Here is a 12,473-nt window from a genome sequence, read left to right as displayed (position 1 = left end):
GAAAATATTTTGATAATTAATTTCCAGTTTTAAAAAAATGAACATTAAAAAATCCCACCTAAAATAGGAGGGATGAAATAAATTGGTTTGAGGAAAATCCTTGAACCACAAAGCTCGGCGAATGCCGAGAGTCTATATAATAATTAGGAGGCTATTAAATGGCTAGAGAATGGACAACATTACATACTTATGAAGAGATCAAGTATGAATTTTATAATGGTATTGCAAAAATTACAATTAACCGACCAGAAAAGCGAAATGCATTTACACCAAAAACAGTTGCTGAAATGATTGACGCTTTCTCTCGTGCACGTGAAGATTCTAAAATTGGTGCAATTATTTTAACAGGTGAAGGTGACCTTGCATTCTGTTCAGGAGGAGACCAAAGTGTACGTGGACATGGTGGTTACGTAGGTGACGACCAAATTCCACGTTTAAACGTATTAGATTTACAACGTTTAATCCGAGTTATTCCTAAACCAGTTGTTGCGATGGTAGCTGGTTATGCAATTGGTGGAGGTCATGTATTACACGTCGTTTGTGACTTAACAATTGCAGCAGAAAATGCTCGTTTTGGACAAACTGGTCCACGCGTTGGTTCATTCGACGCTGGATATGGTGCAGGTTATTTAGCTCGTATTATCGGTCACAAAAAAGCGAAAGAAATTTGGTTCTTATGCCGCCAATACGATGCACAACAAGCACTTGAAATGGGCTTAGTAAATACAGTTGTTCCTTTAGAGCAATTAGAAGACGAAACAGTTCAATGGTGTGAAGAAATGCTTCAATTATCACCAACTGCACTGCGCTTCTTAAAAGCATCATTTAATGCTGATACAGACGGCTTAGCAGGTTTACAACAACTTGCTGGGGATGCAACATTACTTTACTACACAACGGATGAGGCAAAAGAAGGTCGTGACGCGTTTAAAGAAAAACGTAAACCAGACTTTGACCAATTCCCTAAATTCCCTTGATTAATTAATCAAAATGAAAGGTAAGAGATTTAAACGTCTCTTATCTTTTTTTATTAGACATTGTTCTGTTGGAAAAATAACCTTTAGGAATATTTTTTTACGAATGTATAATTTCGTCGTAAAATAGGGTTATCTGTGATTTTGGAGGAATGAATCATGTATCCGAACTGGATATTGCAACGTGCATTTTTAACGCCTAAAAGACATGCCTTAACATTTGAAGGGAAGACATGGACTTTTGAACAAATAAAAAAAATATCAGTGGAAAGAGCCTATCAGCTGACTTCCCTTGGAATAAAAGAAAATAGTCGAATTGCGATCATTGGCCGAAGTCGACCAGAACTTATTTTTATCATGTACGCTTGCATGCATTTAAAATGTGAAATGGTTTTATTGAACCGTAAATTAGCAAAAGATGAACTTGCATATCAAATAAACGATGCTGAAGTTACATGCGTATTTGTGGATGATGAGGATCAGCATTTGCTCCCAGACAATACGAACATTCTATTATTTTCAGAAGTGGAGAAATGCGAAGGCACGCCGATTCAAATTGAAACGGAATGGTCTTTAGAACAGACAACTTCCATTATGTATACATCTGGAACAACTGGGTTTCCAAAAGGGGTTAGACAAACTGTTGGAAATCATCAATCAAGTGCTTTAGCTTCCGTATTAAATATCGGATTATCAGAAGAAGATGTTTGGCTGTGCGCGGTTCCTTTATTCCATATAAGTGGCTTATCTATTTTAATAAGATCATTATTATATGGTAATGAAGTGAAATTATATGAAAAGTTTGATGCGAATGGTGCAGTTGAAGATATCTCTTCAGGTAGAGTTTCCATTATGTCTCTCGTTGCGGTCATGTTAGAAAGAATTTTAAATGGGCTTGAAGAAAATGGATTAAAGGCATCCCCGAAATTTAAAACCGTTTTAGCAGGTGGAGGTCCCTTTCCTCGTGACTATTTACTTCGAGCAGAAAAAGTAAATTTACCGATCCAGCAAACATACGGAATGACAGAAACATCTTCGCAAACTGCTACATTAGCTAGTGAGGATGCGATACGAAAACTTGGTTCTGCAGGAAAACCACTATTTTTCAATCAAATAAAAATTGCTGAAGCAAATGGTAAGCCACATGTTGAAGGAGAAATATTAGTTCGTGGACCCCATGTGACACCTGGTTATGTTGGTCAGTTTTCATCAAGAAGTGCCACAGTTGATGGTTGGTTACATACTGGAGATATTGGTTATTTAGATGAAGAGGGTTATTTATACGTGGTGGATCGTAGGTCAGACCTTATTATTTCAGGTGGAGAAAACATTTACCCTGCAGAAATTGAAAATGTGTTAATGGCACATAGTAGTATTCGAGAAGCGGGGGTATGTGGAACAACCGATGAAACTTGGGGTGAAGTGCCAATTGCTTTTGTTGTATTGAAAAATGAAACAACAAAAGAAGAAATATACGAGCATTGTATTGAACATTTAGCGAAATATAAAGTACCTAAAGAAATTTACTTTGTTGAATCTCTTCCACGTAATGGTTCAAATAAATTAATGCGCCGAAAACTTAAAGAATTATTAGATTAAAAAAATCCTCGAATTGGACAACTCCACTTCGAGGATTTTATTTTTGTTCACAGCATAGCCATTAAGATTACGGATTTAATGCTTCTTTAAACGTTTCAATATTCTTTTTCATTAAAGTAAAATAGTCTTCATTGTTAGCAACATCTTCTTGTGTTAAAACACTTAAATTGTGTAATGTTAAACTTTTCGCCCCAACTTCATCTTGAATAACTGATGTTAGGTTAGAAGAGACGTTTTGTTCAAATAAAATGTACTTCGCATTAAGTTCTTCTGCTAAATCCACGATTTCAATGATTTCCTTTTGAGAAGGTTCACTTTGAGAGTTTAGACCAGCAATCGGTACTTGGATTAATCCATATTGGCCAGCAATATAGCCAAATGACGAATGTGAGATAAAGAATGTTTTCGTAGATGCTTCTGCAACTAGTTGTTCAAATTCAGCATCTAAAGATTGCAATTCACTTTTCAGTTGTTCATAGTTTTCAGTAAAAATGGCTTCTTGTTCAGGCATAGCATTGACTAATTCATTTTTAATCGTTAATGCTAATTCTTGGCTTAGTACAGGCGATAACCATACATGAGGGTCAAATTCACCATGATTGTGATCATCATGATTTTCTGTTTCACCATCTTCTTCCTCATCATGATGTTCAGCAGCCTCATCATAAGAATGACCAATTGATACATGTAACTGTTCTTCTGTTATGTTTTCACTCGTAGCTACAAACTTTACGTTTCCATCGGCTAAAGTTGTTTCAGCTTTTTCCACAAATCCTTCTAAGCCTAAACCGATATAGAAAAATAAATCGCTATCGGCTAATGACATCATATCTTTTTGTGTAGGCTCAAAAGTATGTTCATTTGAACCAGTTGGATAAATAGATGAAACATTGACATAATCTCCGCCAATTCGCTCAGCAAAATAAGTTAGTGGATATACTGTTGTATATATATCAATTTTATTTGGAACGTTTTGTCCGTTAGATTCGGAACTAGAGCATGCAGTTATTAGAAGTGCCATAACTGTCAATGCAGTCATTAACATAAGTTTTTTCATGAGTGATTCACTCCATAAATAGTAATAATTACGATTTGTAAAATTCAACAAGAATTATCATAACGTAATATAGTTAAAAACACAATAAAAATAGCCTTCGAAATTTACTTTTTTTTCGAAGGCCATTCGTCTGGTACAGGATCAAAGCCGCCAGGGTGAAAGGGTTGGCATTTCAATATTCTTTTAATAGTTAAAAAAGCTCCCTTAATTGCACCGTGTTTCTGAAATGCTTCCAGTCCATATTGAGAACATGTTGGATGAAACCGACAACTTGGTGGTGTCATTGGTGATATATATTTACGATACAATTTAATCAGCCATATAAACGGGTATTTCACTTGTCATCCTTCTTTATATCAAAAGTATTTTGATGTGGTTTTGGATCAATTGTTTGTTCAAACATACCACGTTTCCGATACTTAATAAAGAATACCGCACCAATAATAATTAATAAATAGATGACTGCAACTAAAATAATGATAGCCAAAGTAATATCCAAAGTAACTCACTCTCCATTTATTCTAAATATATTATATCTTAAAAATAGAAAGAGTTCCTAAAGTATTATTGAACATTATGGTACGAATTTAAAGTTATAAATTAGATTATAAAGGAAATAGTAATTATGAAAGTTTCAATAATTTATTTCTATAAAAAGAGGTGCCAATAATGACAACAAACAAACTAAATACACAATTAAACGAACTGGTAGCAACTTGGTCCGTCCTTTATACAAAGTTACATAATTATCATTGGTACATTAAAGGCAAAGACTTTTTCACATTACATGCTAAGTTTGAGGAGCTTTATAATGAGGTTACTTTAAATTTAGACGAAGTAGCAGAGCGTATCTTAACTAAGGGTGGTAAACCTGTTGCTACATTAAAGGAGCACTTAGAACTCTCACATGTTCAGGAAGCATCGGGAAATGAAACATCAGAGGAAATGGTTCAAACTATTATTGATGATTTTAAAAAGGTAATGAAATTATTAAAGGAATCAATGAATCAAGCTGCAGAAGATGGAGATGAACGAACAGAGGATATGTTAAACGCAACCTATCAAAGCTTAGAAAAACATAATTGGATGTTAACGGCATATTTAGGATAAATTCAAAATAAGAGTGAGAAGAAATTCTTCACTGCTTTTCTAGTATAGTAACAATGTATGCTCCTCATACTTATGAAAAAGGAGTGTTAATTATCGAAACGAACCTTTATGTATCGGTAGCAAATAATTCTTATAGCTATGTACCACTTGGAGAACCATGTGAATTTAAATTGAAAATGTCTTCGGAAAAAGCACGTGTCTTTGAACACCTATTCCAACAGATTAACTCAATAGAATTCCATAATGCTGTACGAGCACATATACCTTATTTACAATATCACATGGATGAATCAAATCACGAGATCGACTATAGAATCATGAAAATTTATGCTCTTATTCATGAGTTTGGTGATGAAGAGACAAAGAAATTTGTGGAACAATTACCTTACTTTAATAACTGAGTGACAATAATCCCTTTACTAGCTTATTATTGAATTAATAGGAGTTGAGTAAAGGGATGTTTACATTTATAGATGAAAATGGGTGCAAAGTAGAATTATCTTTCAAGGAAAATCAATTTTCCATTCAACCAACACATGTTTTAGTATTAGTTAAATATAAAGAAAAATGGTTATGTGCCATAAATAAAAAACGTGGAGTTGAATTTCCTGGTGGAAAGCTTGAACATGGGGAAACTTTAGAACATGCAGCTATTAGGGAAGTTTATGAAGAGACATCTGTACATATTTCAGATTTAAAATGGTTTGCTGAATACTTAGTACATGGGGAGAATCCCTTCTGTAAAACAGTTTTTACTGGAAAAGTAGAAAGAATAGATTCGTTTGTAGAAGAACATGAAACGATTGGAATGGTTTGGCTATCAAATGAAGAATTGTTAAATCACCCGAATCTAAGCTTTTATATGCGCGATGAAGGGATGAAAAAGATATTACAGGAAGTGATGCAGCATGAAAGACAATGGTAGTATTGAAACGATTCGTAAATTTCCATCACCAAATCCAAATGTTGCCCTATTTGAAATAAGTTACTGGTCAGAGGGTTTATTAGTTAAAGGATTATTAGCAAAGCCAGTAAGAGAAGGAAATTACGAGGCTTTATTATATTTAAGAGGTGGATTGCAATTTGTTGGGGCTGTCAGACCTGCTAGAATAGCTCAGTTTGCTTCCCATGGATTTATTGTATTTGCCCCTTATTATCGCGGAAATCGCGGTGGACAAGGTCGTGACGAGTTTGCAGGAAGCGATCGATACGATGCAGTACATGGTGGAGCCGTCTTGAAGCAATTTTGCAATAAAGACAAAATTCACGTCTATGGTTTTTCTCGTGGGGGGTTAATGGCATTATGGACATCCATTTTACGTGATGATATTCATTCTGTTGTAGTTTGGGCAGGAGTATCGAATTTGTCCTCCATGTATATCGAAAGAGTGGATATGAGAAGAACATTAAAAAGAATAATCGGTGGTCCTCCTACAAAGTTTAAAGAACTATACGATGAAAGAACACCGCTATATAAAATAAATAAAATCAATGCTCCAGTTCTAATTATCCATGGTTTAGAAGATCGAAATGTAAGTATTGAACAAGCATATTATTTAGAAAATGCTTTAAAAAGGGAAAATAAAGAATACGAAACATGGTATTATCCAAGCTTACCTCATCATTATCCACCAAAAGAAAATAGAAAAACTGTAAAAGTCCTTTGTGAGTGGATGAAATCAAAATCGGCTAAATCGGTTACTGATATTAATACAATAGATGGGAATTAGATTAGTCAGCGCAAAATAAAAACATCAACTCGAAATTTTCCGAGTTGATGTTTTTTTATGATATATGTTAAAAAATGATTATGTCGATGTGATTATACTAAGGGTGCACCATTTTTCGCTATTTCATCAGATACATTACCAAATTTTTTAAAGTTTTCTTTAAATAAGTCTGCTAAAGTAGCTGCTTTTTGATCGTATGCGTCTTTATCTGACCATGCATCACGTGGAATTAATACTTCAGAAGGTACGCCTTCGATGCTTGTTGGAATGTGTAAACCAAATACTGGATCTTGGATTGTTTCTACATCATTTAATTTTCCATCGATTGCAGCACGAACCATTGTACGAGTGTAAGAAAGTTTCATACGATTTCCAACACCATACTCTCCACCAGTCCAACCAGTGTTAACTAAGAACACTTGTGCACCATGCTCATCAATTTTCTCACCTAACATTTCAGCATAGCGTGTTGCTGGTAGTGGTAGGAATGGAGAACCGAAGCATGTTGAGAATACTGGTTCTGGTTCTGTAACACCACGTTCTGTACCTGCTAACTTAGAAGTGAAACCACTTAAGAAGTGATACATTGCTTGCTCTTTTGTTAATTTACTGATTGGAGGTAAAACACCAAATGCATCAGCAGTTAAGAAGATAATTGTCTTAGGGTGACCCGCTACAGATGGAGTTACAATATTATCGATAAATTGAATTGGATAAGCTGCACGAGTATTTTCAGTTAATGAACCATCATCGTAATCTGGTTTACGAGTTTCTGGGTCAACAACAACATTTTCTAATACAGATCCAAAGCGAATGGCATTATAAATTTCTGGCTCTTTTTCAGCAGAAAGGTTAATTGTTTTTGCATAGCAGCCACCTTCGATGTTGAATACACCGTTATCAGACCAACCGTGTTCGTCATCTCCGATAAGTTTGCGATTTGCATCTGCAGATAAAGTTGTTTTACCTGTACCAGAAAGACCGAAGAACAATGCTACGTCGCCAGCTTCGCCAACGTTTGCTGAACAGTGCATTGAAAGGATACCTTGTTCTGGTAATAAGTAGTTCATAATACCGAAGATTGATTTTTTCATCTCACCAGCATATTCAGTACCACCGATTAAAATGATTTTCTTTTCAAATGATACAATGATAAATGCTTCAGAATTTGTACCATCAACAGCAGGATCTGCTTTAAATGATGGAGCAGAGATGATTGTAAATTCTGAGTTATGAGAAGCAAGTTCTTCTTCAGTTGGACGGATGAATAATTGATGACAGAATAAGTTATGCCAAGCAAATTCGTTTACAACTTGAATTGGAAGCTGTGATTCTTTGTCAGCACCTGCAAAGCCTTTGAATACATAAAGTTCATCTTTTTCTTTTAAATATTTTAATACCTTAATATAAAGGTTATCAAACACTTCAGCAGAAATTGGTTGATTTACTTTACCCCAGTCAATTTTGTCTTTTGTGCTCTCTTCTTCAACAGTAAATTTATCTTTAGGAGAACGTCCAGTATATTTACCCGTTTGCGCTACAATAGCACCGTCAACTGTTAAAATTGCTTCACCACGTTTTGTTGATGTTTCTACTAATTGAGGTACTGATAATTGTGTTTTTACATTTTCACCCTTTAATAATTCCTTCAGTTCATTTGCAATTTCTACTGAATTCATCGATTAAATACCATCCTTTTTTCGTAATGTTCCCGTATTTTGGGAGGTTTTTATATAATTTCAAAAATAGTATAACACATTGGATTGAATAATCTATACTAATCCATAAAAAAATTGTTACATTTAAATGTAATTACAGGTCAAGAAAAATTAATTGACAAAGAACGCTAATTTTCGTACCATTTACAATTGAACGGATACTCTTATCCCGAGCTGGTGGAGGGTCAAGGCCCTGTGAAACCCGGCAACCTGCTATTACTATTTCTATAGTAAATAATAGCGATGGTGCCAACCTGATGCAAGGGAAAATTCCCTTGAACGATAAGAGTGAAAGGTATTTAAGTTGTAATTCCTTTTGCTCATGTAAAGTACGTGAGTAAGGAATTTTTTTTTGTATAAAATAAAAATGAGCAAATGCTAATGTACATAACATGCTCCTGCGATTACTGATCGCAAAATGCTTTTGTGGCAAAGCTTAGTGTACAACATTATAATGGCTTAAATAATTACTTCCTATTTATATCCTTTCAATTCCTCGTGTTAAAAAAAGCAACATAGCTTGGAGTTTTTTTATAAAAAACTTAACATGGGTAATGAGTACCGTATCAAAATAAGAAACTTTTTCGCTTCTTACTTAGGAGGACATATATGACAAATCGTCGACTGTTTACATCAGAAAGCGTAACAGAAGGGCATCCAGATAAAATCTGTGACCAAATTTCAGATGCCATTTTAGATGCAATTATATCAGAGGATCCAAATGCTCGTGTAGCATGTGAAACTACTGTAACAACTGGCTTAGTTTTAGTTGCAGGAGAAATTACAACTTCTACATATGTAGATATTCAAAGTGTTGTTCGTAATACAGTAGCAGAAATAGGGTATACACGCGGTAAATATGGTTTTGATGCTGAAAATCTAGCAGTATTAACTGCTATTGGTGAACAATCACCTGATATTGCACAAGGTGTCAATCAAGCCCTTGAAGCAAGAGAAGGCTCTATGTCAGATGAAGATATCGAAGCAATTGGAGCAGGTGACCAAGGTTTAATGTTCGGTTATGCTTGTAATGAAACTCCAGAACTTATGCCATTACCAATCAGCCTTGCTCACAAATTAGCACGTCGTTTGACAGAAGTTCGTAAAACAAATGAACTTTCATATTTACGCCCAGACGGAAAAACTCAAGTAACTGTAGAATATGGTGAAAACAATCAACCTGTTCGTGTTGATACAATTGTTATTTCTACACAACATGATGAAGATGTATCATTAGAACAAATTCAATCTGATTTAAAAGAAAAAGTAATTTCTCAAGTAGTACCAACTGAACTAATTGATGAAAATACTAAATATTTCATTAACCCAACTGGTCGTTTCGTAATTGGTGGACCTAAAGGTGATGCTGGATTAACAGGTAGAAAAATCATAGTTGATACTTATGGGGGATATGCACGTCACGGAGGAGGAGCATTCTCTGGTAAAGATCCAACAAAAGTTGACCGTTCTGCTGCTTATGCTGCAAGATATGTTGCTAAAAATATCGTTGCCTCAGGTCTTGCGGATCGTGCTGAAGTTCAATTAGCATATGCAATCGGTGTTGCACGCCCAGTTTCTATTTCTGTAGATACTTTTGGTACTGGTAAAGTAGAAGAAAGTAAACTTGTAGAATGGGTAAGTGAACTATTTGATTTACGTCCAGCAGGCATTATTAAAATGCTTGACTTACGTAGACCAATTTATAAACAAACAGCAGCTTATGGTCACTTCGGAAGAAACGATCTAGATGTTCCGTGGGAAAACACAGATATTGCTGAACAATTAAAAGAAAAAGCAAAATTATATCTATAATATTTTAGATATATAAAAACAGGTGGATGATTATCCACCTGTTTTTTAATATTCTTCATATGAAGCTTCTAAAGTCATAATTTTATCCTCAATTTTAGTAGTGATTTCATTTGAAAAATTACTCGTGATGATTAGCTCAAAAGTCTCTCCATCATGAAATTCGAAAATATATTTTTCTACATATTCCTCAGTTGGTAACTCATGATACACTTTCGAAAATTTCGACCATTCATAACTTTCAGATGTACCAAATAACGGTTTATATACAATGAAATCCTCATCAAAATAGATAGAATATTGAATCCCAACAAAGTTGACATAAATAATAATGACAAAACCTAAAAGACTGACCAAGATTTTAATGAAAACTCTTTTGAAATAATGTGTTGAAAGTAAAACAATAATGATGATCATCAATGAAATGAAATACAAAATAAAGTTTTTACCATATGATATAAATGCAATTGAATTTTCTCTGTTAAATAAAAAGAAGGAAATAATTTCTGGGATAATAAATACAAGGAAAATTGAAATAGCAATCAATGGAATAAAAATGGTCCATTTATTACTATCTTTCTTTAATAATGGCATGGTCAGTATTCCTCTCATTCTCAGAATAAACTATTTATACCATTATATTAATGGTGATTCTACAATATTTCTGTTGGAAAAAATATAAGAAGAGGTAGTTTGAAGGAATAATTTACAATACTACCTCTTAAATTTATTCCGCTTATTTTAATAGAGATTTATAATATTGTCCTTTTTCAACATACTCACGAATAATACGGTCCATGTCCTCACGATCTTCAGTAGTTATTTCACGTACAACTTTAGCAGGTCTTCCCATTGCAAGTGTATTTGGTGGGATTTTCTTACCAGGTGGTACTAAACTCCCAGCCCCTATAAATGCTCCTTCACCGATTTCGGCTCCATCAAGTATGATAGACCCCATACCGATTAACGCGCGCTTTCGAATAATACAACTATGTAATGTTACTTGGTGGCCGACTGTTACTTCATCTTCAATAATTAGAGGGTTATTTGGACTTTGGTGTAAACAGCTTAAATCTTGTATACTACAACGCTTCCCAATAATAGTTGGAGCAACATCACCACGGATTACCGTATTAAACCAGATAGAGGTTTCTGCCCCAATCGTCACATCACCAGTAATAATGGCATGATCAGCAATAAAAACAGTAGGGTCTATATTAGGATTTTTATCTTTATACGGGTAAATCATCGAAAAACTCCTCATTTCAAAGTAGAATTGTATTATAATCCTATCAAATACATTGTAAAAAAGAAAATAGAAGGTAATAATGCCCATATTTAGAAATGATTATATGGGTAGGAGGAAAGTAGTAATGTGGAAATGGGAAGCTGAAGGGCAACCAAAAGCTGTTGTTGTCATTGTACATAGTGCATTTGAACATCATCGTTGGTATGCCTGGTTAATAGAAAAATTAAGAGTAGATGGGTGTCACGTCGTAATGGGTGATCTACCTGGACACGGAGAAGAGTCAAAATATACAAGAATACATGACGAAACGTTAAATGAATATATCAATTATATCCATGGAATGATGCAGAGTGCATTAACTTATGAACTACCGGTATATTTGATTGGTCATGGATTGGGGGGCACATTAGCTGTCCAATATTTAAAAAAACATAAGGTAGAATGCGCGGGAATTATTCTAAGTTCACCATGGTTTGCTTTACAAAAATTAAGTAACACGCTAAAAAGTACGTTAGCAAATCTTGGCTCACTAACTTCTAATATGAAATTATCATTGGATATTAATAAAAAAGCACTTACAAATAGCTTGCAAGGTTATCAAGAAATAGATGACGAACTTGTTTATAAAACACATGTAACTGTTAGTTGGTATAAGGAAATCCAATTGTTAATGAAAAACTTAACAACTCCTGCGACAAGTCAGCTTTCAATCCCTATACTTTTAATGACAGCAAAAAAAGATAAAATTACAGAGATAGATCAGGCTAGAAAGTGGTTATTGTTACAGACTTCATCTGAATTTCAATTTAAGGAATGGCCATTTAGTTATCATAACTTATTCCACGATATGGAACGTGAGCAAGTTTTCTTATATATAAGAGACTTTATCAACAATATAACCCGTGGAATTGGATATATTGTTGAATAAAATATAAATATAATAAATTTTATCACTAGCGTCGCATTAAAATAATTCAATACCTAATTGAAATCTGAATTTTCTGTAATTCTATCTTTGCATAAAAAAAGCCTTTATAATGGTTGGGTGGTAGTAAACCATCCAAATCCAAAATAAAGGACCATAAGCATGGATAAGTTTACACGAAAAACATCATTTGAACAATGGTTTACACCGATTTCTTCAACGAAATTAGAAGAATTAGTGGAAACCCATCAATTAAATTACTATACAAAGAAGCTACACATCGCTTCATTCTTGAAATTACT

The 12,473-nt window shown here is 34.2% G+C and carries 15 protein-coding genes and 1 riboswitch; of the genes, 9 read left to right on the top strand and 6 right to left on the bottom strand.

The window, feature by feature from the left end:
* Positions 1-158 precede the first annotated feature (158 nt).
* Together menB and ACOQFO_RS11005 are read left to right on the top strand one after the other, a co-directional pair.
* Complete coding sequence (gene menB / locus ACOQFO_RS11010; protein ID WP_097148627.1) at positions 159-977, top strand: 1,4-dihydroxy-2-naphthoyl-CoA synthase; 819 nt, start codon at positions 159-161, stop codon at positions 975-977.
* A 156-nt stretch (positions 978-1,133) separates the two neighbouring features.
* Entirely contained in the window at positions 1,134-2,573 is a 1,440-nt protein-coding gene (locus ACOQFO_RS11005; RefSeq protein WP_421689710.1) for an o-succinylbenzoate--CoA ligase, read from the top strand.
* Positions 2,574-2,640: 67 nt separating this feature from the next.
* Here ACOQFO_RS11005 and ACOQFO_RS11000 read toward each other — a convergent pair whose 3' ends face one another.
* From ACOQFO_RS11000 to ACOQFO_RS10990, 3 genes are all read right to left on the bottom strand, one after another.
* Positions 2,641-3,630 carry a metal ABC transporter solute-binding protein, Zn/Mn family gene (locus tag ACOQFO_RS11000; protein WP_421689709.1) on the bottom strand — a complete coding sequence of 330 codons (990 nt, stop codon included), beginning with the start codon at positions 3,628-3,630 and terminating at the stop codon, positions 2,641-2,643.
* Between the two features lie 104 nt (positions 3,631-3,734).
* On the bottom strand, positions 3,735-3,968 hold the full coding sequence (gene yidD, locus ACOQFO_RS10995) for a membrane protein insertion efficiency factor YidD (RefSeq protein ID WP_421689708.1): 234 nt from the start codon (positions 3,966-3,968) through the stop codon (positions 3,735-3,737).
* Positions 3,965-4,129, bottom strand: coding sequence for a hypothetical protein (locus ACOQFO_RS10990; RefSeq protein ID WP_421689707.1), 165 nt, complete (start codon positions 4,127-4,129; stop codon positions 3,965-3,967). Before ACOQFO_RS10990 ends, yidD begins: the two co-directional genes overlap by 4 nt.
* Positions 4,130-4,299: 170 nt before the next feature.
* Between ACOQFO_RS10990 and ACOQFO_RS10985 the strand changes: the two genes are divergently transcribed.
* From ACOQFO_RS10985 to ACOQFO_RS10970, 4 genes are all read left to right on the top strand, one after another.
* A complete protein-coding gene (locus ACOQFO_RS10985) occupies positions 4,300-4,740 on the top strand; it encodes a Dps family protein (RefSeq protein ID WP_421689706.1) in 441 nt (146 codons plus the stop codon).
* An 83-nt stretch (positions 4,741-4,823) separates the two neighbouring features.
* Positions 4,824-5,141: a transposase gene (locus ACOQFO_RS10980; RefSeq protein ID WP_421689705.1), complete on the top strand. Its 318-nt coding sequence runs from the start codon at positions 4,824-4,826 to the stop codon at positions 5,139-5,141.
* A 56-nt stretch (positions 5,142-5,197) separates the two neighbouring features.
* On the top strand, positions 5,198-5,665 hold the full coding sequence (locus ACOQFO_RS10975; RefSeq protein WP_421689704.1) for an NUDIX domain-containing protein: 468 nt from the start codon (positions 5,198-5,200) through the stop codon (positions 5,663-5,665).
* Positions 5,649-6,470, top strand: a complete 822-nt coding sequence (locus tag ACOQFO_RS10970; protein ID WP_421689703.1) for an alpha/beta hydrolase family protein — start codon at positions 5,649-5,651, stop codon at positions 6,468-6,470. The genes ACOQFO_RS10975 and ACOQFO_RS10970 overlap by 17 nt, the downstream gene beginning before the upstream one ends.
* Positions 6,471-6,562: 92 nt before the next feature.
* On the opposite strand, the gene pckA is transcribed toward ACOQFO_RS10970, so the two are convergent.
* Positions 6,563-8,149, bottom strand: a complete 1,587-nt coding sequence (gene pckA / locus ACOQFO_RS10965; RefSeq protein ID WP_421689702.1) for a phosphoenolpyruvate carboxykinase (ATP) — start codon at positions 8,147-8,149, stop codon at positions 6,563-6,565.
* 200 nt (positions 8,150-8,349) lie between these two features.
* Positions 8,350-8,477, top strand: a riboswitch (SAM riboswitch).
* 320 nt (positions 8,478-8,797) lie between these two features.
* On the opposite strand from pckA, the gene metK reads away from it, so the two are divergent.
* Entirely contained in the window at positions 8,798-10,000 is a 1,203-nt protein-coding gene (metK, locus tag ACOQFO_RS10960) for a methionine adenosyltransferase (RefSeq protein WP_421689701.1), read from the top strand.
* Between the two features lie 45 nt (positions 10,001-10,045).
* On the opposite strand, the gene ACOQFO_RS10955 is transcribed toward metK, so the two are convergent.
* Together ACOQFO_RS10955 and ACOQFO_RS10950 are read right to left on the bottom strand one after the other, a co-directional pair.
* On the bottom strand, positions 10,046-10,591 hold the full coding sequence (locus ACOQFO_RS10955) for a hypothetical protein (RefSeq protein WP_421689700.1): 546 nt from the start codon (positions 10,589-10,591) through the stop codon (positions 10,046-10,048).
* Positions 10,592-10,733: 142 nt separating this feature from the next.
* Complete coding sequence (locus ACOQFO_RS10950; RefSeq protein ID WP_421689699.1) at positions 10,734-11,246, bottom strand: gamma carbonic anhydrase family protein; 513 nt, start codon at positions 11,244-11,246, stop codon at positions 10,734-10,736.
* A 124-nt stretch (positions 11,247-11,370) separates the two neighbouring features.
* On the opposite strand from ACOQFO_RS10950, the gene ACOQFO_RS10945 reads away from it, so the two are divergent.
* Together ACOQFO_RS10945 and ACOQFO_RS10940 are read left to right on the top strand one after the other, a co-directional pair.
* Positions 11,371-12,174, top strand: coding sequence for an alpha/beta hydrolase (locus tag ACOQFO_RS10945; RefSeq protein WP_421689698.1), 804 nt, complete (start codon positions 11,371-11,373; stop codon positions 12,172-12,174).
* Positions 12,175-12,333: 159 nt separating this feature from the next.
* A partial coding sequence (locus ACOQFO_RS10940) for a DUF4372 domain-containing protein (protein ID WP_421689711.1) occupies positions 12,334-12,473 on the top strand: 140 nt, incomplete at its 3' end.

Source organism: Ureibacillus sp. MALMAid1270, assembly GCF_049202975.1.
Lineage (GTDB): Bacteria > Bacillota > Bacilli > Bacillales_A > Planococcaceae > Ureibacillus.
The sequence above is the reverse complement of the archived record's forward strand: the minus strand, read 5'-3'. Positions and strand labels throughout refer to the sequence as shown.

Coding starts and splice junctions, on each gene's coding strand:
- metK (WP_421689701.1), top strand. CDS start 8,798: ATGACAAATCGTCGACTGTTTACATCAGAAAGCGTAACAGAAGGGCAT.
- ACOQFO_RS11005 (WP_421689710.1), top strand. CDS start 1,134: ATGTATCCGAACTGGATATTGCAACGTGCATTTTTAACGCCTAAAAGA.
- ACOQFO_RS10975 (WP_421689704.1), top strand. CDS start 5,198: ATGTTTACATTTATAGATGAAAATGGGTGCAAAGTAGAATTATCTTTC.
- menB (WP_097148627.1), top strand. CDS start 159: ATGGCTAGAGAATGGACAACATTACATACTTATGAAGAGATCAAGTAT.
- ACOQFO_RS11000 (WP_421689709.1), bottom strand. CDS start 3,630: ATGAAAAAACTTATGTTAATGACTGCATTGACAGTTATGGCACTTCTA.
- ACOQFO_RS10945 (WP_421689698.1), top strand. CDS start 11,371: ATGTGGAAATGGGAAGCTGAAGGGCAACCAAAAGCTGTTGTTGTCATT.
- ACOQFO_RS10970 (WP_421689703.1), top strand. CDS start 5,649: ATGAAAGACAATGGTAGTATTGAAACGATTCGTAAATTTCCATCACCA.
- pckA (WP_421689702.1), bottom strand. CDS start 8,149: ATGAATTCAGTAGAAATTGCAAATGAACTGAAGGAATTATTAAAGGGT.
- ACOQFO_RS10985 (WP_421689706.1), top strand. CDS start 4,300: ATGACAACAAACAAACTAAATACACAATTAAACGAACTGGTAGCAACT.
- ACOQFO_RS10950 (WP_421689699.1), bottom strand. CDS start 11,246: ATGATTTACCCGTATAAAGATAAAAATCCTAATATAGACCCTACTGTT.
- ACOQFO_RS10955 (WP_421689700.1), bottom strand. CDS start 10,591: ATGCCATTATTAAAGAAAGATAGTAATAAATGGACCATTTTTATTCCA.